At 60.0% G+C, this 23,826-nt stretch carries 17 protein-coding genes; 9 read left to right on the forward strand and 8 right to left on the reverse strand.

From position 1 onward, the window contains the following. The first annotated feature begins 44 nt into the window (after positions 1-44). The 4 genes from DHV10_RS18495 (at position 45) to DHV10_RS18510 (ending at position 6,495) form a co-directional block, all read left to right on the forward strand. Entirely contained in the window at positions 45-2,117 is a 2,073-nt protein-coding gene (locus DHV10_RS18495; RefSeq protein WP_109487879.1) for a M13 family metallopeptidase, read from the forward strand. Between the two features lie 355 nt (positions 2,118-2,472). Continuing rightward, complete coding sequence (locus DHV10_RS18500) at positions 2,473-3,792, forward strand: beta-propeller fold lactonase family protein (protein ID WP_109487880.1); 1,320 nt, start codon at positions 2,473-2,475, stop codon at positions 3,790-3,792. 142 nt (positions 3,793-3,934) lie between these two features. Next, positions 3,935-5,167: a lactonase family protein gene (locus tag DHV10_RS18505; RefSeq protein ID WP_162601657.1), complete on the forward strand. Its 1,233-nt coding sequence runs from the start codon at positions 3,935-3,937 to the stop codon at positions 5,165-5,167. Between the two features lie 98 nt (positions 5,168-5,265). Then, a complete protein-coding gene (locus tag DHV10_RS18510) occupies positions 5,266-6,495 on the forward strand; it encodes a lactonase family protein (protein ID WP_109487882.1) in 1,230 nt (409 codons plus the stop codon). Positions 6,496-6,558: 63 nt separating this feature from the next. Here DHV10_RS18510 and DHV10_RS18515 read toward each other — a convergent pair whose 3' ends face one another. After that, on the reverse strand, positions 6,559-7,653 hold the full coding sequence (locus tag DHV10_RS18515) for an acyltransferase family protein (protein ID WP_109488278.1): 1,095 nt from the start codon (positions 7,651-7,653) through the stop codon (positions 6,559-6,561). A gap of 122 nt (positions 7,654-7,775) precedes the next feature. Then, positions 7,776-8,480 carry a UMP kinase gene (gene pyrH / locus DHV10_RS18520; RefSeq protein ID WP_109487883.1) on the reverse strand — a complete coding sequence of 235 codons (705 nt, stop codon included), beginning with the start codon at positions 8,478-8,480 and terminating at the stop codon, positions 7,776-7,778. A 180-nt stretch (positions 8,481-8,660) separates the two neighbouring features. Here pyrH and DHV10_RS18525 point away from each other — a divergent pair, with 180 nt between their 5' ends. Then, complete coding sequence (locus DHV10_RS18525; protein WP_162601658.1) at positions 8,661-9,320, forward strand: phosphatase PAP2 family protein; 660 nt, start codon at positions 8,661-8,663, stop codon at positions 9,318-9,320. A gap of 305 nt (positions 9,321-9,625) precedes the next feature. On the opposite strand, the gene DHV10_RS18530 is transcribed toward DHV10_RS18525, so the two are convergent. Then, a complete protein-coding gene (locus DHV10_RS18530; protein WP_109487885.1) occupies positions 9,626-10,198 on the reverse strand; it encodes a hypothetical protein in 573 nt (190 codons plus the stop codon). A 78-nt stretch (positions 10,199-10,276) separates the two neighbouring features. Further along, positions 10,277-10,546: a hypothetical protein gene (locus DHV10_RS18535; protein WP_109487886.1), complete on the reverse strand. Its 270-nt coding sequence runs from the start codon at positions 10,544-10,546 to the stop codon at positions 10,277-10,279. 254 nt (positions 10,547-10,800) lie between these two features. Here DHV10_RS18535 and DHV10_RS18540 point away from each other — a divergent pair, with 254 nt between their 5' ends. The 4 genes from DHV10_RS18540 (at position 10,801) to DHV10_RS18555 (ending at position 17,560) form a co-directional block, all read left to right on the forward strand. After that, positions 10,801-13,083, forward strand: coding sequence for a winged helix-turn-helix domain-containing protein (locus DHV10_RS18540; RefSeq protein ID WP_109487887.1), 2,283 nt, complete (start codon positions 10,801-10,803; stop codon positions 13,081-13,083). 210 nt (positions 13,084-13,293) lie between these two features. Further along, positions 13,294-15,912 (forward strand): DNA translocase FtsK, encoded by a 2,619-nt coding sequence (locus DHV10_RS18545; RefSeq protein WP_109487888.1) that lies wholly within the window; start codon positions 13,294-13,296, stop codon positions 15,910-15,912. 131 nt (positions 15,913-16,043) lie between these two features. Further along, positions 16,044-16,778: a response regulator gene (locus tag DHV10_RS18550; RefSeq protein WP_109487889.1), complete on the forward strand. Its 735-nt coding sequence runs from the start codon at positions 16,044-16,046 to the stop codon at positions 16,776-16,778. Positions 16,779-16,885: 107 nt separating this feature from the next. Beyond that, positions 16,886-17,560, forward strand: a complete 675-nt coding sequence (locus DHV10_RS18555; RefSeq protein WP_239461914.1) for a response regulator transcription factor — start codon at positions 16,886-16,888, stop codon at positions 17,558-17,560. A gap of 113 nt (positions 17,561-17,673) precedes the next feature. On the opposite strand, the gene DHV10_RS18560 is transcribed toward DHV10_RS18555, so the two are convergent. From DHV10_RS18560 to DHV10_RS18575, 4 genes are all read right to left on the reverse strand, one after another. Further along, positions 17,674-18,342, reverse strand: coding sequence for a hypothetical protein (locus tag DHV10_RS18560; protein WP_109487890.1), 669 nt, complete (start codon positions 18,340-18,342; stop codon positions 17,674-17,676). A gap of 181 nt (positions 18,343-18,523) precedes the next feature. After that, entirely contained in the window at positions 18,524-20,341 is a 1,818-nt protein-coding gene (locus tag DHV10_RS18565) for a PAS domain-containing sensor histidine kinase (protein WP_204101467.1), read from the reverse strand. Positions 20,342-20,532: 191 nt separating this feature from the next. Further along, on the reverse strand, positions 20,533-22,737 hold the full coding sequence (locus DHV10_RS18570) for an AsmA family protein (protein WP_476703843.1): 2,205 nt from the start codon (positions 22,735-22,737) through the stop codon (positions 20,533-20,535). Between the two features lie 97 nt (positions 22,738-22,834). Then, complete coding sequence (locus tag DHV10_RS18575; protein WP_109487893.1) at positions 22,835-23,824, reverse strand: Gfo/Idh/MocA family protein; 990 nt, start codon at positions 23,822-23,824, stop codon at positions 22,835-22,837. Positions 23,825-23,826: the final 2 nt, after the last annotated feature.

A 23,826-nucleotide genomic window follows, 5' to 3' on the forward strand; every position in this document is an offset into this window, starting at 1 on the left:
CCACGAGGCGTAGCCAATTTCCGTCTCATCCCAAGGAGAACGCAATGCACGTATCCCGGGTTGTCGTCCCTGTCCTGCTCGCCGCAGGAATCACTTTTGGTCAGTGCCAATCGAAAGAAGATGCAAAGCCGGCGCCTCCAGTGGCGCCGAAGAGTTTTGATGAATCGGCAATCGATAAGAGCGCCGATCCCTGTACCGATTTCTATCAGTACGCTTGCGGGAATTGGGTGAAGAACAATCCCATTCCGAATGATCAAGTACGGTGGGGAACATTCTCGATTCTTGCCGAGCGCAATCGCTACCTGCTTTGGGAGGAGCTCGATGCCGCAGCGAAGGATCCGAAGACCCCGCTGCAGAAGAAGTATGGCGATTACTACTCCGCGTGTATGAACACGGATCTCATCGACAAAAAAGGTACCGAGCCGATCAAGCCTGCGTTGGATGAGATAGCCGGCCTTCAGGACACGAAGCGCCTGGCATCCCTGGTAGGCGAACTCGCACAGAAGGGCGATCCGGCGCCGTTGTTCCGATTCGGCGTTCAGCAGGATGAGAAAGACTCAAGCCGCCAGATTGCGAGCCTCTTCCAGGCAGGGCTCTCCCTGCCCGATCGCGATTTCTACCTGGTGGACAACAAGCGCTACACCACCATCCGGCAGCAATATCACGAGCACCTGACCAAGATGTTCACGCTCGCTGGTGACACCCCGGAGCAGGCGGCCAAGGAAGCCGAAGCGGTCATGACGATCGAAACGGCGCTCGCCAAGGTTTCGACACCGCGCGTTGAACTGCGCGATCCAGCCAAGCGGTACCACATCTATACAGTGGCCGACCTCCGGAAGCTGACACCGGATTTTGACTACTCGGTCTTCTTCAAAGACGTAAACGTAAGGCCCTTCGATACGCTGAACGTCGGAACGCCGGACTTCTTCAGAGGCCTGAACGAACTGATCGCTTCACAGCCGGTGGACGCCTGGAAGTCGTACATGCGGTGGCATGTGATCCACGGTTCCGCGGGCGATCTGCCGAAAGCGTTCCGGGACGAGGATTTCGCATTCTTCGACAAAACGCTGAGCGGCCAGGCAGAACCCACTCCTCGCTGGAAGGAGTGCACCGCCGATACCGACCGCGCTTTGGGAGAAGCCGTGGGCCAGGACTGGGTGAAAGCTCACTTCCCGCCGAAGTCGAAGGCCAGCATGGATCAGCTTGTCGCCGCGCTGGACAAAGCGCTCGGCGACGACATCAAGACGCTGCCCTGGATGAGCGACGAAACCAAAAAGGCTGCCGAAGCGAAGCTCGCACTCTACCGGAACAAGATCGGCTATCCGGAAAAGTGGCGGGACTATTCTTCTCTGAGCGTCAACCGGGACGACGCCCTGGGGAACGGGCATCGCAGCGCGGTTTTCCAGCGGAACTACAACCTGAACAAGCTGGGCAAGCCGGTCGACGAAAAAGAGTGGGGCATGACTCCCCCGACCGTCAATGCGTATTACAGCCCGTCAAACAACGACATCAACTTCCCGGCCGGCATCCTGCAGCCGCCGTTCTTCGATCCAGATATCGACCCGGCGGTAAATTTCGGTGGCATCGGCGTCGTCATCGGCCATGAAATGACGCACGGCTTCGACGACCAGGGATCGAAATACGACGGCAAGGGCAATCTGCGCGAATGGCAGACCGCCGATGACCGGAAGAAGTTCGAAGAGCGCACCGACTGCGAAGTCAAGGAGTATGGCGGCTTTGAGACGGCGCCCGCACATGACGGAATTCCGGCGCAAAACCTCAACGGCAAGCTCACCCTGGGCGAAAACACGGCGGATAACGGCGGCCTGCGTATCGCTTACATGGCCCTGCTGGATACGCTGGCCAGCGAGCATAAGACGATGGACGAAAAGATCGGCGGCTACACCGAGGCGCAGCGTTTCTTCATCGGCTTCGCGCAGGTGTGGTGTTCGAACCAGACTGAGCAGTCCGCGCGGCAACTGGCGCTGATCGATCCGCACTCTCCGGGCAAGTGGCGCACCAACGGAAGCGTGCAGAACTTCGACGAGTTCAGCAAGGCCTTCGGCTGCCATAAAGGCCAGCCCATGTATCCGGAGAATTCCTGCCGGGTCTGGTAACGAATTGAGACAAGCCCGGAGCCGCGACAACTCCAATCGGCGGCTCCGGGCTTTTCATTTTCCGCTTGAGGCGCCCGACCTCGCCGCCGCTCAGTTTCGGAAGTGACCTTCGGGTAAGTTCCCCGTCCAATTGCCATCGGCAATGGAAGTGAAATCAGGGGTGACACGCCCCTCTCCGGAGGAGGAATTCAGGCTCGATTTTCGACCTGAAAGATCTTGTTTCGGAGAAGGTTACCGCGAAATTATGCACAACATGCCCTAGCCTTTTACAATGCATCAGGGACCCATCCCAACCCAGCTCTGCTGCGGAACAGCACACTTGGCGGCGCACGCCGGACCAGGATGAAGGAATCGCATGAAGTTCAGGAAATTCGGCAAGGCACTTCTGATGACCGCCCTCTCTGCAGGCGCAGTCTTCGGAGTTACGTCTTGCGTGCAAAGCTATTCGGTCGGCTTCCTCTATGTGGTCGGCACCCAGACGGCATCGACGAGCGGCGCCGGGGTGATCAGCGGATACAAGATCGATCACAATACCGGCAATCTGAAGCCGATCGCCGGCCTGCCGGTCAGTTCCGGCGGATCCAATCCGGGGCGCTCCGTCCTGCTCTCCGGAGGGCGTTTCCTTTATGTGCTCAACCAGGGTAGTGCCGCAAACGGCGCCCCCTGCAGCGCGACAAATGTCTGCTCGAACGCTAACATCGTTCAGTTTGCCATCGGCGGAAACGGCGTCCTCTCCAGCCAGCAGACCTTCTACACCCAGGGACACAACCCCTTCCGCATCCTTGCGGACGCATCCGGAACGCACCTCTTCGTGCTTGACCATGACGCTCCAGACAACGTCGGCTGCCAGCTTGTCTTCGGAAGCGGAGCATCCGGTTGCGGCGACGTGACCGTTTTCCAGATCGACTCGTCGACCGGGCGCCTGAGCTACGTGCTCAACTCGCAGGTGACCGCGGCAAGCGGCTCGCCCCTGACCTACTTCCCGGTTCCAGGTAACCCCATCGACTTCGCGTTCTCCTCAAATACCGTTCTCACCCTGAGCGGAACCCCGGCCACCGGCGACTCCGTCTTCCCCTACGCGTACAACGGAGCCAGCGGGCAGCTCTCGGTCAACCAGAACAGCTCCCAGCCTCTCGGCATGCATAACGCGACGGCCCTGCAAGTGGCCAGCAGCGTGGTGTACGTGCTCGACAACGGCGTGAACACGAACGGCACCCACGGTCAGATCTTCGCCTACTCCTCGGGTTCGAACGGCGCACTGCAGGCCGAGGCGGACGGCTACTACCCTGACGATCCGACGATGAGCAATCCGAATCTTGTGCTCGCGGCCAATAACGGCAAGTGGCTCTATGTTCTGAACCAGGGCGACAACACCAACACGAACAACGCGCAGAGTGGAATCGCGGCTTTCATCATTAACCAGCCGTACAAACTCGTTCCGATTCCAAATGGCGGTCAGACGGCAGGCACAGGCGCCGGACCGCAGTGCATCCTTGAGGATCCATCGAACCAGTTCATCTACACGGCGAACTTCAATGATTCGACGGTGACCGGACTCTCGATCGACGAGAACCAGGGCAATCTGAGAGCTCTCAGCACTGCGACTCACGCCAAGGGCAGCTATCCATTGCCGGGACCGGCCACGTGGTGCATCGCCACCGGACGCACGAGTTAGTGACTGTTGGCCGCCCGCTGCATGGGCGGCCAGCGCAATTTACCTGTGAATCGATTCCGATTCGCCGCTGAATTTCAATGCAGGCAGCTCGATTCAGGCCGGTTCTGAAGGTGTGGATGTCGGCTCAATACGAAAGATGCGCATGAAGTTGAACAAACCGATCCAGTTGCTGGCGATCTCCGCGGCAAGCATCGCGGCAGCCGCGTTCCTGTCTGCCTGCGCCACCCTCACCGTGGATTTCGTCTACGTGACCTGCGCGAAGGCTGCCGGCCCGAACAACTACGGCGAGGTGAACGTCTACGAGATCAACTCGCAGTCGGGCCGCATGCGCCAGATTCCGACTTCGCCCTTCTTCTCCGGCGGACGTAACCCGGTAGCCGAAGCCGTCGCGCCGGACCAGGGCTCCCTATACGTGGTGAACCGCGACGACAACACCATCGTTCAATTCCAGATCGGTTCCGACGGAAAGCTTTATCCCCAAAACACCGTAAATACGCCGGGCATCTTCCCCGTGGCCGTATCGGCCGCCAAAGGATTTTTGTTTGTCGCGGACACCTACGCGCCTCTGCCGACTTGCTCCCCGGCATCCCCGTGCTCGGGCTCCGTCGCGGTCTTTCCAATACTCACCGCAGCGCAGGCGGGAGCGTTGAAGCCGGCGCAACCCGCGAACACGCTTGGGCCGGCGGTCGTGAACACATCCATCAGCGCAAGCTACTGGCCCCTTACACTGCCTGGTGCGGCGGCTGCGGACACATTCGTACCAGCGGCCATTAACGTTGCCGCATCCGGATCCTATCTTTACGTGGCCGGATATGACGCGAACACTAACGCCGGATATGTTTTCGGTTTCGCACCTGGATCCGACGGAGCGCTTTCAGCTCTTCCCGGCTTTCCAGTCCAGGTCGGCGCGCATCCCTCGGGAATCACCAGCGACAGTTCGGGCAGCTATCTGTATGTCACCGACTCGGCGCAGAACGCAGCCTATGGCTTCCGGATATCAAGCGGCGCCCTGACACCGCTCAGCGGCAGCCCGTACGTCACGGGTGCGCAGCCCGCAGCAATCGTGCTGGATGCATCGGCAAAGTACGCGATCGTCGCAAACACGCAGGACTCGAACGTGACAGTGTACTCGGTCAACTCCGGAAGCTTGAGCAAGCTCGGCACCTACACCACCGGCACGCAGCCCGTCGCGATTGGAATCGACCCCTCGCTCAACCAGTACGTCTACACCGCCAACTTCCTGGGCAATACCGTATCCGGCTTCCAGCTGAACTTGAGCGACGGTTCGCTATTGAACTCGCAGTTTTCGCCGTCGGCCTCCAATCCCAACCCAACGGCGGTTGCGGCGATTACGCATAACGGCAACAAGAAGTAGCTCGGTAGCAGCATCCTTTCAGGGTTTTAGAATGACTGAAAGGCATTCAAACAGGATTCTTCGGGCCGATTGTTGACGGCCTGTGATGAAGGAAGCGCATGAAGTTCAAGAAATTGAGACAGCTCGCGGTTGTCTCCGGAATCGGCCTCGGCGTGGCTACGCTCTTCTCTGGTTGTCAGCTTGTGACGATCGACTATCTGTTCGTGGCTACGTCAGCGAGCACAGTCTCGGGAAGCAGCACGACCTGCCCCGGCGGCGAGATTGAGACGTACGCGATCGATTCGCAATCAGGCGCGATCCGCAATGGCGCTCCTGCAGTCTGCTCCGGTGGAACGACGCCGACGGTGCTCGCGATCTCTCCGGGCTACCAGAACCTCTACGTCGCCAACCAGGTCGACAAGAACATCGTTCACTTTTCGCTCGCGACGACCGGAGTTCTGACCAAGAAAGATACGGCGACACTCAACGATCCCGTGACTGCCATGACCGTCAGCCCCGACGGCAACAGCCTCTATGTGCTTTCAGGAACCTCTACGGCAACGCTCTCCGTATTCGGCCTGTCATCCGGAGCTCTCAGCAGCGCACCGCAGTCGCAAACCAGTCTGACGATTCCCGGAAACGCAGGAGATCTCGTTGTCCCGACTGCGATAGCCGTTCTGCCAAGCGGCAAGGCTGTCTATGCAACCGCCTACGACAAGTCGTCCTACAATCCAGGTGGATCGATCACCAGTTCCGCAAACCCTGGCTGGCTTTACGGATTCGTAGTGGGTTCAGGCGGCGCGCTGACGCCAACACCCGGAAGCCCCTATACAGCCGGCGTCAAGCCGACCGGAGTCGCTGCCGATCCCTTGAACAGCTACCTGTATGTCACCGACTTTGCGTCGAATCAGCTGATCGGTTACGGAGTGTACAGCGGTTTCTCCGTCAACTTCCTGCTTAACGGTCCCTACAGAAGCGGAGGCCAGCCGACAGCAGTTGCCGTCGATCCACGCGGGCGCTTCCTCTATATCTCGAACTCACTCGACTCCAGCGTTGGCGCGTACGTCATCGATCTTCAGACAGGCACTCCCTCCTCCGCGGTCAACACTACCGGATCGCAGACCAACAGTACAGATACGCAACCTGTTGCGATCGCCGTGGACCCTGCGCTGGGCCGGTTCGTTTACACGGCGAACTACCTGGGCAATTCGATCTCCGGCTTCCGCCTCGATCCCACTGCCGGTACGCTGAAGCAAACGCAGGCCACACCCTATCCGACAGGCGTTCACCCCTCGGCAGTCGCACTTGCACCGCACGGCAACCACTCCACGCAGGTGGTAACACCGTAACTCGATCCATCAGCAAGACGAAGCCCAGCCAGCCGGCTGGGCTTTCGTGTTTCCAGGCGAATCCTACCGCCAGACGTGCAACCAGTTGCGCAGAATGCGCTGAGCGGGCTTCTCCACAAAGTGCAGCGCCATCAGCGCGAGACCAACAAGGAGCACGTAGCTTATCCACGGATCGAAGCGCGCCAGCCCGAAGTGGTCGAGCACATGCGAGTCATGGATCATATTCCACAGATTGAAGTGCAGCAGGTACAGGCAATAGCTTGCCTCTCCGACAAAGACCAGAGGCGCGAGGCCGAACAGCTTCGATAGCGGATTGATGCCGGCAAGTCCCAGAACAATGCAACCAAACAGTGGCATGAAGAAGCCGTCGTGGAGCAGAGGATAGGGAAGGTGTGAGGCCTGCGTGAGAACAAAGAACGTTGCCGCGAATCCGAACAGGCCCATCACGAGACGGCGCTTGCCCATCCGCGGAACTACTTCATCGAACTCGGCAAGCAGCACTCCGAAGACAAAACTTGCCAGATGCGGCAGCGGAGTGTACTTCAGCGCCTGCAGCCACTTGCCATAGCTGAAGCGGTCCACATGCGCCAGCCCGTCGGGGTTGTAAATCACATAAAGCGTTCCCGGCACAAGACCGATCAGCCACACGAGCCCCATCTTCGCGACATGTCGGCCGATCCGTTCCGGCTTTTTCCATCGCGCCATCCACGGGAAAAGCACATAGTAGAAAGACTCCGCGGACATCGTCCATGCCGGCGTGTTCAGGAACGTCGCAATCTCCGGTATCCACCCCTGCAACAAAAGTGGCGAAAGCACGATACCCGCCCAGAACATCCCGTGCGTGTGTGCTTCCCACTCAATCGGAATCAGCTTGAAAGCGAGGATCAGGCTGAGGAGATAAACCGGATACAGGCGCGTGAAACGGGCCTCGTAGAAGCGCATTGTCTCGAGCTTGCCCGCGCGCGCCCGTGCGTTGTAGTTGTAACCAAGAACGAAGCCGGAAAGAAGGATGAAGAAACTCACCGAAGCGTAGCCCGCATTCACCACCGGAGCCAGCGGACCAAACCAGTCAGGATTGGAAAAGTGGAAGAGAACGATGTTCACTGCGGCGAAGCTGCGCAGGCCGGTGAGAGCATCGAGCCGCGCTGGCTTCTGCATTTCCACTGGCTCGTTAGACGTTGTTTTGCCTTCGCGCGACGCTGCGGCCGGTCGAATTGAAAGCTTCATAACCAATCCGCCCCAGCCCAAGCAGCTTTGAATGTGCTGTGTTTTGGAGAGCCCTAAGCTGTTACCAGCGAACCGACCTTCTCGCCCTGCACGACGCGGCGAATGTTGCCGGGATGGTTCATGTTGAAGATGATCATCGGAAGGTTGTTGTCTTTGCACAGACTGACCGCGGTCAGATCCATCACCTTGAGACCTTGCCTCAGGATCTCCATGTACGTGATCTCGTCGTACTTCACCGCATCCTTCACCAGGACGGGATCGGCGCTGTAGACGCCTTCAACCTTGGTTCCCTTGAGGAGAACGTCCGCCTTGATCTCCATCGCGCGAAGGCTGGCGGCGGTGTCGGTCGAGAAGAACGGATTTCCGATCCCTGCAGCGAAGATGACGACGCGGCCTTTTTCCAGATGTCGGACTGCCCGGCGGCGGAGATAGGGCTCGGCCACCTGGTTCATAAAGACGGCGCTCATCACCCGGCACTGCACGTCCCGCTGCTCCAGCGAATCCTGAAGAGCAATGGCATTGATCACCGTGGAGAGCATGCCCATGTTATCGGCGGCCACACGGTCCATTTCCCTGGCCTGTTCGGCCACCCCGCGGAAGAAATTGCCTCCTCCTACGACGATCCCGATCTCCACGCCAAGGCTATGAACATCAGCGATTTCGTCGGTAATGGCAGCGACTTTGGCAGCGTCGAGGCCGAACTTATTCTGCCCTGCCAGCGCTTCTCCTGAAAGCTTGAGAACAATACGCTTGTACATTCCATTTCGAGTATCGCATACGCCTGACACACCCTAAATCCGCTGCTGAGCACGAGTCCGGTCCGAGGCCGAGCGTCCCCGCGGGAATGGACATGTTGACGGTATTTGGTGGGGTAGGAGGGAGTTTGGTCGGCGCGCGGTATGGCTGACGGGCAGACATGCTGTGATACCTTGCGGCTGATGCGTACTCTGCGCAAGCGGAAGCTGTTTGGGGCGTTGCTGCTGGTGGGGTTTGCGGTGGCGCTGGTGACGACCTCGGGGCTGGTACTGCTGCATGATGAGATTCTGAACGCCTCGTTTGAACGGCGCGATGTGGCGGTCGAGAGCTGGGCTCACGGCTTTACGAATCCGATGCTGACCGAGGCGATGGAAGGGCTGAGCTGGATCGGTTCGCCGATTGCGCTGGTCCCGATTATCACGGTGGCCGTAGCGCTGATGTGGCGGCTCGGGCGCAGGGACAATGCAACCGTGGTGGCGGCGGCGGCGCTGGGAGGGGTTGCGCTGGATGAGGTGATGAAATGGCACTTCAAGCGGCTGAGACCGGACGTGCCGTGGGCCTTTGTGCATGAGCACAGCTTTTCGTTTCCGAGCGGGCACTCGGTGCTGGCGATCGTGATGTATGGCGTGATTGTGTATAAGACACAGGATAAGTTGCGCAGCCTGTGGGCCAGGGCGGCGCTGGTGGCTGGGGCGGCGTTGATGGTGGCGGGGATCGGATTCAGCCGCGTTTATCTGGGGGCGCACTTTCCGAGCGATGTGGCGGGAGGGTATTTTGTGGGGGCGGTGTGGCTGGCGGCGGTGATCGGGTCGGATCAGTGGATTCGAGCGCAAAGGAGATGACTCTCACTCATCGCTGCGCGATGAGTGGGCACAGTTCCATGTTCGGAGTGTGGAGGATCCCATATCTCCAACACCAGGAGACAGGCACCCGACTTCTTGGAACAATGTAGAGTTCGCCTACATCGGCGAACAAGGCTGTCATACATGGGCCACAGCCTTCTTCTCGGCTTAGGGAGTCCTCTGTTCCCGCCCTTGCGACAAAGGCAAAGACGCTGCAAGCAGATGTTCTATGTGAAAACGAGGCCCAGGGGTTCGCCTGGGCCCTTCATCTGTCCTCCGTCAGGTTGATTGAGCGGGCGTTAGTGCTACTGAGCGCCGGATGCTCCGAGCGGATTTGTCACTCCCCACAGCTGGCCGGTGATTTGCCCGGTTGCCGCGAGGTAGACAGGATTTCCAAGTGCGTCGGTGAGCACGGGCACAACTTTCTCGGTGAGTGTGAGTGTGCCGGATGCATTCGCGAGTCTGCCGGTTCCACCCGTGACCTGGAACTGAAGCACGCAATGCGCGCTATTCACGGAGAAGTCGATGCAATCGTCTCCTTGAGTCATTTGAACGTACAGCAGGCTGCCATCGCCGAAGCGGAATATGCCTCCGCCAGCCGGTTCCGAGAAGTGGAGTTGATTTATTCCCGAGCAACTTGCGGACGGTGATGGATTGTTGGAGATGGCGCGCACTTCGCCCAAGTTGAAGGAGCCGAGCGTACTGATTCCGGTGAAGTGGTCTTCATCGTTGCTTGCGTTGGGCTGGAGAAGATCGTTGGCGGTGTTTTCAGAGGTTCCGGAGAATGTCATCTTCACAGCCGTCTGCGCTGACAGATTTACAGCGCCGAGAAGAAGGACAACTACGGATGCGGCAATGCCTTTGAGCAGGGTTTTCATAAGCTCTCCTTGAGTTTGATCTGTGCGGTTGTTTAGCAGGGAAGCAGGTGCCCCGACTTGCATCGGATGAATCGTTTACTAGCCGGTTTCCGGGCTGCGAATGCGCCCGATCATGGATTTGAGACAGAGGAGCGGCGCACCTTCCGGGGTGAAGGAACGGTGCAGTTGTTCGGACTGGATCCAGGCTTCTACTTCGGCGGGAAGCAGATTGGAGACGAGGCCGAGGCCCTGCAATGGGATCATCTGGACCTGCGCGCCGCACCTGACGCACCAGGCCTTGAGCGACTGTCCAGCGTGAAGAACCAGAAGGGTGTCGGTTTCGATTGTGATGTTCGTTTGCTTTGCCACTGAGTTCTCTTTCGCGCTGGCGCAACCGGTGAGGCATGCCCGCCAACGAAACTGGACGCAGCTTGTCCGAAATGCCCGGAAAACGTCCTTGCAAAGCAGATGAAAAGTTCTGATAAGTTCTCGCAGTACGCCATATCCCACAAAACAAAGCAATTGGGAGTAGGGTAGAACGGGGATTAGAGGGTCACGACGATAGACTCTTCGTGCTAGAATCCCTTCGCTGCCCCGACTCATGGCCCAAAAAGGACGACTGAATGGCCGCAGACATAGAGCAGGGAACGAGACAGCTATACGAGTTCGGTCCCTTCCGCGTCGACACGGAGAAGGAGCTTCTGCTTCGCGGGCACGAGTCTGTTCCGCTCACGCCCAAAACGTTCCAGATTCTGCTGGTGCTCGTACGCCGCAAGAAGGAGCTTGTCACCAAGGATGAGTTGATGAAGGCAGTGTGGCCAGACACCTTCGTCGAAGAGGCCAACCTTAGCCGTAATATCTTTCTCCTGCGAAAAGCCCTTGGAGAGACTCCGCAGGATCACCAATACATCCTCACAGTGCCGGGCCGAGGGTACAGGTTCGCCGAGGATGTTCGCCTGGTGCCGGAACACGACGTAAAGATCGTCTCCGCGAGCCACACCAAGATCCGCATGGAGGTAAAGGAGAGCTCGCGTTGGCCATGGGTTGTGGTGACGGTTGTTCTGGTTCTGGTAGGGACGGCAGCAGGGCTTCGCTTCTTCGGACATCGCGAGCCGAAGCTCGGACAGAAGGATACGGTTGTGCTCGCCGATTTTGTGAATTCAACCGGTGACCCGGTCTTCGACGGGACGCTGAGACAAGGGCTGGCGGTGCAACTGGAGCAGTCGCCGTTTTTGAAGATCATGGACGACGCCGACGTGCAGCGATCTCTTCGGCTAATGAATGTTGCATCCGGAACCCACGTCACGAATGCGATGGCGCACGACATCTGCGTACGCGAGGGAGCATCGGCAACCATCGACGGCGCGATCGCGAGCCTCGGGAAGATCTATGTGATCACCCTGCAGTCCACAACATGCCAGAAGGGTGAAACACTGGCTCGCGAGCAGGTGGAGGCGCCGGACAAAGAGCACGTGCTGAGCGCCCTGGACAAGGCCGCGACCGGGCTGCGCGGCAAATTGGGCGAGTCTCTGACGACCATACAGCAGGTAAACCTGCCTCTCGAGCAGGCGTCCACGCCCTCACTGGAGGCCCTGCAGGCTTACAGCGACGGTATGGCTGTGATGAGCCGAGGGCAGTTTAGAGCGGCTATTCCGCTTTTCGAACGCGCGATCGCTACCGACGCGAAGTTTGCGATGGCCTACTACATGCTGGCGATTGCCTGGGAGCAAGCAGGAGACGTGCAGAAGTGCGCCGAGAATGCCGCCCGCGCCTTCAGCCTGGTGGAGCGTGTATCCAGCGCCGAGCGGACAGAATTGACTGCATACCACTATCGAATCACGGGAGAGCTTGATAAGGAGATCGATGCCTATCAGCAGGCGCTAAGAGAGAATCACCCGCGCCCGTGGAGTTTTCATAACCAGTTGGCGGTTATTTACAACGATATGGGCAGGTTCGAAGAAGGGTTGCACGAGGGGCAGGAGGCGCTTCGGCTGCGGCCCGATGTGGAACCCCCGTATCGGCGGGTGCTCGATGCATACATGTGCCTGGAGCTTTTGAAGGAAGCCGACGAGACAGTCAAGCAGGTTCGGGCACACGGAATCGACGGGATGAGGATTCACCAACGTTTCCTGGAACTGGCGTATTTGGAGAACGACAAGGAGGGCCTGAATCGCGAGATCGAGTGGTTTAGGGGCAGGCCGGATGAATATCTCAGCTCCGGATTGCAAGCGGCAATGCTCAATGTGCAGGGACAACTGAGGGAGGCTCACGCTTTATACAAGAGGGCTGCGGACCAGGCGCGAAAAGAGGGCTTTCCTTACATTGCGGATGGTTTCGAAGAGGCAGACGCGCGCGCGGCTGCCCTGGCGGGTGATTGCCGGCCGGCGCGGAAGTTAGGGCGTCCGGCGTTGGCTCTAGCTCTGTGCGGCGACGGCGCTCGAGCACAGAAACTCGCGGCGGAGTTCTCGAAACAGGAATCGAACAACACCATCTGGAATGCGGTTCAGCTGCCGGAGATTAGCGCCATAACTGCAATGGAGCGAGGCGATCCTGCAACCGCCGTTGAGATGATGATGTCGGCCACTCCCTATGAGAGAGCCTACCCGGATGCAATCTACATTCGGGGACTGGCGCTGCTGAAATTGCACAAGGTTACGGAAGCCGCAAAGGAATTTCAGAAGGTCGTCGATCACAAAGGTGCGAGTTGGGGAGCCACATGGGACCTCCCGAACTGGGGACAATATTACGTTCTTTCCTATCTGGGGATGGCGCGGGCCTATGCGAGCGTCGGCGATCGAGCCAAAGCCAGAGACGCATACGATGACTTCTTCGCACTATGGATAAACTCCGATCGTAATATCCCGGTTCTGGCGAAGGCCAGAGAAGAATATGCGCGCCTGAACTAGTTGGATGGGACGCAGGTAGCACTACTGGGCAACCCCTTTTGGGGGTGGATTCGGTGGTTCCTGTGGAGGGATTTGGGCGTAGATCGTAGTTGGCAACGGGGATAATGAAGGCTGCTCTGGGATTGTCAGCGCCTGGCTGCCTGATCGCATCGGTTCCTGTTGATCGCGCGTCGAATGCGGGGCGGTCCGGGGCGCGGAGGCATCCCTTCGATGAAGCCGATTCCGATCAGTTTGTCGCCGACACGCAGCCGGGCGCTGAACGTGTTTCTGGGCGCAGTGCTGACGCTGTCGTCGATTCTTTTGTTCCTTGCGCTGGCGACCTATCACCCTTCTGATCCCTCGATGAACACGGCTACGGGGCCGGAGCCGGGAAATGCGGTTCACAACTGGATCGGGCTGCTGGGATCGTATCTGAGCGACGTGCTGCTGCAGGCATTCGGGCTGACGGTGTTTCTGTTCCCGGTGTGGATGGGCGTGCTGGGATGGAACTGGATCCGGTCGCGCGACGCGGGGACGGCGATTCTGCGCTGGATGGGCGTGGCTCTGGCGGTGATCTTTACGCCGGCGCTGTTCGGGCTGCTGCCCTGGCACTGGCGGTGGATGCACGCGGTTCCGGTCGAAGGCGTAATGGGGCGTGTGATTTCGGGGCTGCTGGTGGCGTACCTCAATATTCAGGGGGCGTGGCTGGTAGCGCTGGTACTGGCCGGGGTGGGGATCTACTTCGGGTCGGATATCAGCCTGAAAACGATCAAGACACAGATTGAAGATCGCTGGCTGAACATGGTGGCCTGGCACGACCGCTATCGCAACTGGAAAGAGGATCGTGCGGAGCGGAAGCGCGAACTCGAAGAGCGGTGCATGGAGACACAGCCGGGGCCGGCGCAGCGGCTGTTCTCCGGGGCGATTGGGGATGCGCAGGAGGCGATGCCTGAGGATGTCGCTCCGCCACAGACACTGACGAGTAAACTGGCGGCGCTGTTTGCAAAGAAGCGGGCAGCGGCGGTGGATGAGCGCGATCCGGTGGAGGAGATTCCGGCGTTCCAGCGTACGGGGAAGGCGGCCGAGGAGCCGATTGCGCCGCGGAGGTCGAGTATCTGGGAGCCTGCGGGACCGGCGGTCAGCGGGAAAGCGGCGGAGGCTGCGGGTGGGCGGAGCGTGATTGAGATGAGGCCGCAGGCCGTTCCGGCGCAAGCCGCGGTTCCGGCTGCTGTGGCTCCGGTTGCCCCGGTTGCGCCTGCTCCGGCAGCAGCGGCCGCTTCGAGTCATCCGATCGCGGCAAGTGGAGGGAATGGAAGCATCGCCATCCACGAGCGGGCGGATGTGGATGAGAAGCAGGTGACGGTTGCGCCGAAGCATGTAAGCGGGTACAAGCTGCCGCCGAGCACGCTGCTGAACTCGGGCGATGGGCCGCATGTGGTCCGCGAGGATGAGCTGCGCGATGAGGCCAAGGTGCTGGTGGAGAAGTGCGCCGAGTTCGATGTGATGGGGCAGGTGGTGCAGATCAATCCAGGGCCGATGGTGACGACGTACGAGTTCAAGCCTGAGGCGGGCGTGAAGTACTCGCGCGTGACGGGGCTGGCTGAGGATCTGTGCCTGGCGATGCGGGCCGAGAGCATCCTCATCGAGCGCATGGCGGGCAAGAGCACGGTGGGCATCCAAGTGCCGAACCATGAGCGCGAGACGATTCATCTGCGGGACGTGCTGGAGTCGGAGACGTTTGCGAAGGCGAAGTCGCGGCTGACGCTGGCCATGGGCAAGGACATCAACGGGCGGATTGTGACGGCGGATCTGGCGTCGATGCCGCACGTGCTGATTGCAGGCTCGACGGGATCGGGCAAGTCGGTGGCGATCAACGCGATGATCATGAGCCTGCTGTACCGGACGACTCCGGCGCAGGTGAGGCTAATTCTGGTGGACCCGAAGCGGGTGGAACTAGGCATGTACGAGGGGATCCCGCACCTGTTCACGCCGATCATTACGGAGCCGAAGCTGGCAGCAAATGCGCTGAGAAATGCTGTCCGTGAGATGGAGCGGCGGCTGAAGCTGCTGGCGAGCCGCAGCGTGCGAAACATCGACCAGTACAACAAGCTCTTTGAGAGCGCGATGCCTTCGCTGTTTGACGATGGGACCGAAGAGCAGCCGCTGCCCTACATCGTGATCATCATCGATGAGCTGGCGGACTTGATGATGCTGGACCGGGCCAACGTGGAAGAGTCGATTACGCGGCTGGCGCAGATGGCGCGAGCGGTCGGCATCCACCTGGTGCTGGCGACGCAGAGGCCATCGGTGGACGTCATCACGGGTCTGATCAAGGCGAACGTGCCGACGCGGATCAGCTTCAGGCTGGCCACGAAAGTGGACTCGCGGACGATTCTAGATACGAACGGGGCGGAGGCGCTGCTGGGACGGGGCGACATGCTCTTCCTGCCGCCGGGGACGAGCCGGTTACTTCGGTTGCATGCGCCGTATGTCAGCGAGAAGGAAACGGCCGCAGTGGTGGCATTCTGGAAGGAACAAGGGCAGGCCGAGTACGTTGAGGGCTTCCTGGAGTCGCCGAAGGAAGAGCGCCAGAACAGTCTGGAGAGCAGCAGCGACAACGAGGACGACAATGATCCGATGTTCGACGACGCTGTCCGGCTGGTGTTTGAGTTTGGAAAGGCGTCGACTTCTTTGCTGCAGAGAAGGCTGCGGATCGGCTATGGCCGGGCGGCGCACCTGATCGATCTGATGGAGCGGGATGGTCTGGTTGGTCCTGCGGATGGATCGAGGCCGCGGGAGTTGTTGAAGGCACCGGGTTGGTTGCACGAGATTTCGGTGGCTGAGGAGTAAACCCACCCGTAATGAATAGGCACGGGGGTGGGCAGTTGGGCTTCCTTGAATCCCACCCTAAACGCAAAAGGCGCGTTTAGGATGGGGCACCCGCGATCAAAGGTGGCCCGGGATATAGCAGGCAAGAAGTTATGCTCGGGATTGGCGAGAAGCACGAATTAGCTACGGTTTTTCTGATTGATGATGATCTCATCAGCCGTGAAGTAATCGCCACGGTCCTGACGCTGCACGGGCACCTGGTGCACACGGCTGAGACGGGCGACAGCGCGCTGGAGTTGCTGGGGGCAGGAGTGGTGGAGCCGGGTGTGGTGCTGATGGATGCGCAACTGCCCGGAATCAAGGGAACCGAATTGATCAGGAAGCTTCGCGAGGGCTGCGATGCGGAGATCATCCTCATCAGCGGGAGCCAGCCTGCCGATGAACTCGTTAAGGAAGCAGACGGGTTTCTGCTGAAACCTTTCGGGCCGGAGGATCTGGCGCGAGTTATCGGGGAGCACAAGCCGAAGCACCCACAGATCGTGGAGGATGCCGATCCTGTGATCAATCCTGAAACGCTGGCGCAGTTCCGCCAGCTGATGACGGAGGCAACGATTCGGGAGATTTATGCGGCGGTGGTGAGCGACTTACATAAGAGACAAGGTGTTCTGGAAAAGGCGATTACTGAGGGTAACTCTGAGGAAGTAAGGCGGCTGGGGCATGCTATCAAGGGGGGCTGCGGCATGGCAGGGGCGATGCAGGCGGCGCGTATAGGTGCAACGCTGGAGTCGAAGAGTGACCAACTGGATAACTGTGCAACGGCGGTTGACCAGTTATACATGGCTACGCAAAGACTGGAGCGTATGCTTGAAAAGGAATTTCCTGCGTAGGTTACGAGAGGTGTTTGGTGTTTGCGCAGGAGCGTGAGATATATGTATGCGGGCCACTTCGGTTGCCTGCTTGTTAGTTTTGGGCCTATCGGAGGTTTAGCGCTCTCGTGGAACAGCCAATCCGCATCGTACTGGCCGACGATCATCCTGTAGTTCGCATCGGCGTCCGCAACATGCTGACGGAGCGCGACGGCTTCGAAGTAGTGGGCGAAGCCGATGATGGCGATGAGGCCATCACCCAGACTCTGGAGCAGACTCCGGACATTCTTCTTCTCGACGTGCAAATGCCGCGCCTGCCGGGCCTCGAGGCCATGCGGGCGATCATGAACGGCTCGCCGACGGTGAAGATCATCCTGCTTACCTCGACGATTACGACGCAGCAGATTATCGAGGCGCTGCACATCGGGGCGCGCGGCATCGTGCTGAAGGATGCGCTGGCGGGTGCGCTGCACACGGCGATCCGGACGGTATATGCCGGCGACTACTGGATCGGCGGCAAGCGCGTGGTGAACCTGGTTTCGGCTCTTCACGACCTGATGCGGCAGGCCCAGCCTCCGCAGCGGAAGACGTACGGGCTGACGCCGCGCGAACTGGATGTGGTGGGCTGCATCGTGGAAGGCTGCAGCAACCGCGATATCGCCAAGCAGTTCTCGCTGAGCGAGGAGACGGTGAAGCGGCACTTGTCGAATATCTTCGATAAGACAGGGGTTTCGACAAGACTGGAGCTGGCGCTGTTTGCGATTGCGCACCAGCTGGTGGCGCCGCAGGGGCAGCAGACGTAACGAGAGCCGGTAGCTTGTAGTCGGTAGCCAGTAGCAAAGACGTAAGCAAAGAGGCGCCGATAGACGGGCGCCTCTTTACGTTGGTGCGAGTCGCTAAATGCCAAGAGTCAGGATTAGTTGCAGCGGTTGGCGGGTTCGTTGGGGTAGTTGCCCTGAACGCAGGGAACGGCGCTGAGGTATTCGTAGATGGCGCGCAGGTCGTGTTCCGAGAGGTCTTTCAGGTTGGGCCAGGGCATGACCTGGAGCAGGTTGCCGTCGAAGGGTGCGGGAATGCAGTTTGCATTCGGCGCACCGGTGCAGGGCGGATGAAGATGGTCGGGGTCCATGCCGGTGCGGATCACCTCGACGAAATGGTCGAAGGTGTCGCCGCCGATCGGAAGGCCGCTCGCGTCGGGTGTGAGGTTGCGGGAGATGATGTGCGCTGAGTTGGGTATGAGTGCGCCGAAGTCTCTGCCGCCGCCCAGATAGGTTTTGGGGTTCACCTGTTTGGGCTGGTTCATGTAGGGATTGCCGCCCTTGGCGTACTGGGTGGGCGGGCCGGCGGAGTGGCAGCCATTGCAGTCGCCGACTACGTTGACGAAGTAGCTGCCGAGACCCACGAGGGCGGGGTTCTTGTTGGCCATATTGAGCGGAACGGGCGCAGCGGCGAGGCCGATTTCGACACGTGAGTCGCGCCCGGATTGCGCGTTGGCGACTTCCGACGGGGCTGTGGATGCTGCAATGGCAATGGCGACTGCGACGGCAGAGGCTAGAGCAAACTTGATGCTGAGATGTTTCTTCATGAAGTGATCTCCTCCCGGTTGCGATTGGGGGATACCGGCAAGGGAGGCAGGTTCGCGCACGCTGAGCCGGGCATCTACCCTCAAGGCGCAATTGGGAGGGAGAAACTGTCATGGGATTGAAGATTTTTGCGTGCGACACAGAGGCTGAGGCCCAATTAGCCTCGCTGAGGCCGTGCCCTTGTTACAAGGAACTCTCGCCTTGCGGGAAGGAGAGGCGGAAGACGGTACCCTGGCCGACCCGGGAGCGTACGCGGATAGTGCCGGCGTTGCGTTCGACAAGTTGCTTGCTGACCCAGAGCCCGAGGCCTGTGCCTACGCCCACCTTCGAAGTGAAGAAGGGCTCGAAGATCTTTTTGAGGTTTTCGCGCGCGATGCCGGAGCCGCTGTCGGCGACGGAGATGTTGATGCGCGATCGGGAGTCGTCCGTGGAGATTCTGCGCGCGCGGACTACGATGCGATCGCCGTGGCTGGAGGCGTCAAGCGCGTTGCCGACGAGATTACAAAGCACCTGCCTGATCTCACCTGAAGACCCGAGGAACTGAATGCCGGCGGGGATGTCGAGTTCGAGCCGGATGGAGCGGCTCTCGAGGCGGCGACCGAAGATGGCGAGGACTTCGTCCATGAGGGGCAGGAGCCGGACGTGTTCCTTGGGGGAGTTCTCGCGATAAAAGGCGAGGGTCTGGCGAAGGATGTGCGAGACGCGCCGGAGTTCGTTGTCGGCGGTGTGGAGGAGTTCTCGGACGTTTTCGGGGAGGTTTTCGGTGAGCGACAGCACGTAGTGGATGTTGGTGACGGCTGTGAGCGGGTTGTTGACCTCGTGGGCGACGGTGGCTGCGAAGCGACCTGCTACGGCGAGCTTTTCGGCGCGAAGCAAAGCTTCCTGAGCGAGTTTCTTTTCGGTGATGTCGGTGTTGGTGCCGAACCAGTATTGAATCGCACCGTCTTCGCCGCGGATAGGCGTTCCCCGGACGAGGAACCAGCGATACTCGCCGTCTCGGCCGCGGATCCGGAGTTCATTCTCGTAGTCGACGCCGTTCTGGTTGGCCTGTTCCCAGAGACGTTGGTTGGGTTCGAAGTCGTCGGGGTGGATGAATTCGCGCCAGTTAAAGCCCAACCCGTGTTCCGGGGTCTGCCCGGTATACGCGTACCAGCGACCATTCTGATAGAGCGTTGCGCCCGCGGGGTCGGTAATCCAGACCATCTGCGGGATGTTTTCGCTCAGGGCCTGGAAGCGGAGTTCGACGTCCCGGAGTTCCCTGGCGGCCTTGTTCTCGGCTGTGACATCGCGGCCGATGCCGATGTTGGTGCCATCGGGTAGGGCTACATTGAGCCACTTGGTGTCGATGATGTCGCCGGACTTGGTTCGGGTTTTGAAATCGCGGGCTTCGCCGTCCGCTTCAGCGATCAGTGAGCGCACCTTGGCGAGTTCTTCCGGATCCGGATACAGAAGGGCCGCGGTGTCACCGTTGTTCTCTTCCGGGGACCAGCCGATCGTGCTGGTCCACGCGCGGTTGACCCACTGCACTTTGCCGGGCTCGCGCATGTAGCAGATCATCACCGGGATGTTGTTGATGATGGTGTCGAGCATGGTGTGCTGGGCGAGTATTGCGGAGCGAGCCTCATCCAGCTTCTGATCGCGGGCTTTGTGCTCCGAGATGTCTACGTTAACGCCGAGGAGATTGATGGGCGTTCCGGCAGGGTCGTAGGAGAATTTGCCGCGCGCGTAGATCCAGCGCGTTGAGCCATCAGCATGAAGGACGCGGAACTCGTCCTCGTACTCGACTGTTTTGCTGAGGCAGAGAGCCTGAATTTTCGTTTCCACGCTGTCTATGTCAGCGGGGTGGACGTGAGATCGGAAGCCAGTGACGTATTCGGCATCCGGTTCGCCGCCGAAAATCGCGATTGGATCTCCGAAGTAGATGGTTTTGTTCTGCTGGATGTCCCAGTCCCAGGCGCACATCTTGGCGCAGGAAAGCGCCACCTTCGCGATCTGGAGCATGCGCGTGCGATCGTCATCAATCGGAAGCGGGGCTTGCGGAGGAACAAGGGAAGGGCTGATTACTGGGGTGGTCACTGGCTTACACTTTGTGCTTAATGCAACAGATGCGCCCTCGTGGGAGAGAGTTGCCCAGGACAGGACCCAGTTAGGTGATCGCAGCGAACTGAAGTGATCGCATCCCTCTTCTGCGTCTACGGCTTGGGTGGCGTGGTCTGCTTTTTCTTACCGAAGAGGCCGCCGAGGATCTGCTGGGCAGCGCCGGCAGGAGATTGCTGCTGAGACGGCTGCTGGGTTGTTGTCTGGCCGGGAACTTTGCCGCCCAACAAGCCGCCCAGTGCGCCCGTGATGGAAGTGGGGTTGTTCATGTTGGGGATCAGGCCCTTGAGCCGCATCTGCGCCAGCTGCTGGACGTCGGGCTGGAAGTGCGGGTTGGAGAAGGTGCCGGTGATGATGGCGGGAATGACGAGCTCACCCTGGTTGTTGGCGAGGGCCGTCTTCATGAATCCGCCGATTTGCTGACCGCCCACCTGCTGGCTGACGTTCTGTGCGATGACGGCAGTGGCACGCATGTTGAGGGCTTCGGTCGCGAGGTTGGCGGTTCCGGCGAGGCCAACGTTGCCGATGTCGAGCGTGGCCTGAAGGTCCTTGGTTTCGGCGATGCCGTCACGGACGTTGATGTTGCCGGTCATCTTGGAGATGGTGGTCATGCCGGAGGTGTTCTGCGAAGAGCCGGGTCGCAGGAAGCCGGCGATCTTGCTGAGCTCGCTGCTCATGTTGGCGCCGGAGTATTTCACGTTGTTGAAGTTTACGTTGACGGTGCCGTTGAGGGTGCGCTCGATTTCTTCAGCGGTAAGGGACTTCACGGCGCCGGAAGCATGCATGTCCAGATTCAGTGTTCCCTGGCCGGTGACCTTGTCGAGCGATTTGACGCCGTAGGCCTTGGCCATGGCGAGAATGGCGGGGAGCTGAGCGTTGGCGGCTTTGAGCGTGGCGTCGACGGTAGCGGAGGGCGCGGTGTAGTTGCGCATGGTGAGCTGCGCGTTGGCGCTGGTCTGGCCGGAGATGATGGTGAATGGGTTCGACTGGATCTGCGACGGCGTGAGATTCAGGTTGATGGACTGGATCTGGACGGGCTGGGGCAGGTCCTTGCCGCTCGCCTGGAGGTTGGCTGCGGAAACGGTCCCGCTGAGAGCAGGCTTGTCTGCTGATCCGACGGCGTGGATGTTGGCATTGACGGTGCCGGTGACGGTGGTGCCTGGGGTGAGGGCCATGCCCGCGGCGGCTGCGTACTTGGCGGCTTCGGCGACGGAGACGTTGTTGGCGCGAAGGTTTATGTCGATGTGGGCTGGCGTGGATTTGGTCTGCGCGGTTCCGTTGAGATCGATGGGAGTGGAGCCCAGCTTAGTGGTGAGGTTGCGTATGGTGATCGCGCCGTTTGGCATGTCGTCGGTGAGATCGTATTGGGCCGAGACGGGGAAGCCGAGTTCCATACCGCGGACTTTGGCCTTGTCGATGCTGGTCTGGCCGTTGGCGGTGACTTTCCCGCCTTCGCTATCGATTTTGGTTTCGCCGGTGAGTACGCCGTCGGTGCCGGCTGTTGCCGGCGAGTTGAGGAACTTAGTGAAGTCGCTGACGCCGACGTTCTTGAGCTGGAGGGTGCCGTGGAAGGGCGTGAGAGTCGCGTCTTGCGCGTTGATGGGGCCGCCCTTGCCCTGAAGGGTAATGGCCTGTTCGCCCGCTCCGGCCATGTGAACGGTTGCGTCGACGTTGAAGGGAGTGCTGGGCGAGAAGTCGGAGAGCTTGACGTCGATGTGGTTGTAGAGAGTGGGCGTGCTGCTCTGGGTCTGGTCGAGGAGGGAGATTTCACCGTCTTTAATGACGAGATCGCCGAGGGAGAACTGTTGATTCGACGACTGCGAAGATGATGACTTGGATCCAGAGCCGATGGAGGCGAAGTTCCACTGGCCGGCTTTGTTTTTGATGAGATTGACGGTGGGCTGCTGGAGATTGAGGGATTGAATCTCGACGTCTTTATGCAGTAACGGCAGGAGCTTGACGGCCACGTCGAGTTCGCTGGCTTTAACGAACGGCGCGTCAGTGCTGAAGCGCGGATCGTCGGCGATGGCGAGGTTCTGCACGGTGATGCTGGGCGGGAAGAGCTTAAGATGCATGTCGCCGAGTTGAACGGGGCGGCCGAGATGCTGCTGAAGCTGGGCCTGGATCGTGCCGCGATATCGATTGACATCGAATGTGGCAACGAAGATGGCTGCTCCGGCAATGATGACAACCACGATAACGGCGATGGCGATGAGAACTTTGCGCATGGCGTATGTCCTTTCCCGTCCGCGAGTTCGTTTAGATGATAGCTGGGGTGGGGGGTATGCCTGGAAGGACAGGGACTAGGGAATAAGGGAACAAGGGGACGAGGGGACGAGGGACAGGGATGGTGAGTAGTGAGCGTGAGCGGCTGTGGAGGCTGGATGCGGTGCGGAATCATTCCTCGGCGGGGAAGCGGACGCCGAGGGCTCGGCGGGCTTGTTGAAGGAGATGGGCCATTCCGAGGGACATGGAGTGCGGGATGACGTGGCTTTCCATGTGGCCCTGGCGCAGGAGGTCGCAGAAGTGTTCGGTCTCGTAGTTGAAGCCGCCTGCAGTGTAGGACTCTTCGAGTTCGACCATGCGGCCGTCGACGTAGTGCACCGTAGCGCGTGCGGGATTCCACCAGTTGGCGTGCAGGATGACGTAGCCGCGGGGAGCGGATAGGAGTGCATCTCCGTGGCTGAGCAAGTCGATGCCGGTGTGGAGCTGGGCCATTCCGCGCTCATGTTCGGATTGGAAGATGGCGAAAGTGTCGACTCCTGCCGTACTGACGCGACCCATGGTTTGGAGGCGCTTGAGCGGTCCGAGCCAGTCGAGGGCGAGGAAGGCTTCGTAGGGACCGATGCCGAGAATGCCGCCGCCGCCGAGTTCGGGGAAATGTAGGGGGTAGTCCGGCCCGATGGAGGAGTCGCAGTGTCCGGCACGGACGAAACCGACTGGGCCAATGGGGTCTGTGTCGAGGTGCTCGCGCAGCCGGCGATAAAGCGGGAAGAAGGGCGGCTTCATCGCTTCCATGAAGAGCCGGTTGTGCCGTCGGGCGGCGGCGATGACGTGCTGAACCTGTGCGACGTTCAGCGCTGCCGGCTTTTCGCAGAGGACGTGCTTGCCAGCCTGGAGCGCGGCGATGCAGAGATCCGCGTGGGTGTCGGGATGGGTTGCGACGTAGATGGCGTCGAGCTCAGACGAGAGCAGGGCAGCGAGCGTCGGGGCTACTGTTGGAACGAGAAAGCGTTCGGCATAGTTCGCGGCGCGTTCGGCGTTGCGGCCCCACACCGCCGCGATCTCCGCGTGCTGAACTGCTGTCATGCCCTGGGCAAACCGCGCGGCGGCACGGCCAGGGCCGATTACGCCGAAGCGGATGACCTTGGAAGGATGCGAAACCATCC

This window comes from Occallatibacter savannae (assembly GCF_003131205.1).
Classification (GTDB): Bacteria; Acidobacteriota; Terriglobia; order Terriglobales; family Acidobacteriaceae; genus Telmatobacter; species Telmatobacter savannae.

Excerpts from the sequence above, each read along its gene's own strand:
- DHV10_RS18495 (WP_109487879.1), top strand. The coding sequence starts at position 45 with ATGCACGTATCCCGGGTTGTCGTCCCTGTCCTGCTCGCCGCAGGAATC.
- DHV10_RS18500 (WP_109487880.1), top strand. The coding sequence starts at position 2,473 with ATGAAGTTCAGGAAATTCGGCAAGGCACTTCTGATGACCGCCCTCTCT.
- DHV10_RS18505 (WP_162601657.1), top strand. The coding sequence starts at position 3,935 with ATGAAGTTGAACAAACCGATCCAGTTGCTGGCGATCTCCGCGGCAAGC.
- DHV10_RS18510 (WP_109487882.1), top strand. The coding sequence starts at position 5,266 with ATGAAGTTCAAGAAATTGAGACAGCTCGCGGTTGTCTCCGGAATCGGC.
- DHV10_RS18515 (WP_109488278.1), bottom strand. The coding sequence starts at position 7,653 with ATGCAGAAGCCAGCGCGGCTCGATGCTCTCACCGGCCTGCGCAGCTTC.
- pyrH (WP_109487883.1), bottom strand. The coding sequence starts at position 8,480 with ATGTACAAGCGTATTGTTCTCAAGCTTTCAGGAGAAGCGCTGGCAGGG.
- DHV10_RS18525 (WP_162601658.1), top strand. The coding sequence starts at position 8,661 with ATGCGTACTCTGCGCAAGCGGAAGCTGTTTGGGGCGTTGCTGCTGGTG.
- DHV10_RS18530 (WP_109487885.1), bottom strand. The coding sequence starts at position 10,198 with ATGAAAACCCTGCTCAAAGGCATTGCCGCATCCGTAGTTGTCCTTCTT.
- DHV10_RS18540 (WP_109487887.1), top strand. The coding sequence starts at position 10,801 with ATGGCCGCAGACATAGAGCAGGGAACGAGACAGCTATACGAGTTCGGT.
- DHV10_RS18545 (WP_109487888.1), top strand. The coding sequence starts at position 13,294 with ATGAAGCCGATTCCGATCAGTTTGTCGCCGACACGCAGCCGGGCGCTG.
- DHV10_RS18550 (WP_109487889.1), top strand. The coding sequence starts at position 16,044 with ATGCTCGGGATTGGCGAGAAGCACGAATTAGCTACGGTTTTTCTGATT.
- DHV10_RS18560 (WP_109487890.1), bottom strand. The coding sequence starts at position 18,342 with ATGAAGAAACATCTCAGCATCAAGTTTGCTCTAGCCTCTGCCGTCGCA.
- DHV10_RS18565 (WP_204101467.1), bottom strand. The coding sequence starts at position 20,341 with ATGCTCCAGATCGCGAAGGTGGCGCTTTCCTGCGCCAAGATGTGCGCC.
- DHV10_RS18575 (WP_109487893.1), bottom strand. The coding sequence starts at position 23,824 with ATGGTTTCGCATCCTTCCAAGGTCATCCGCTTCGGCGTAATCGGCCCT.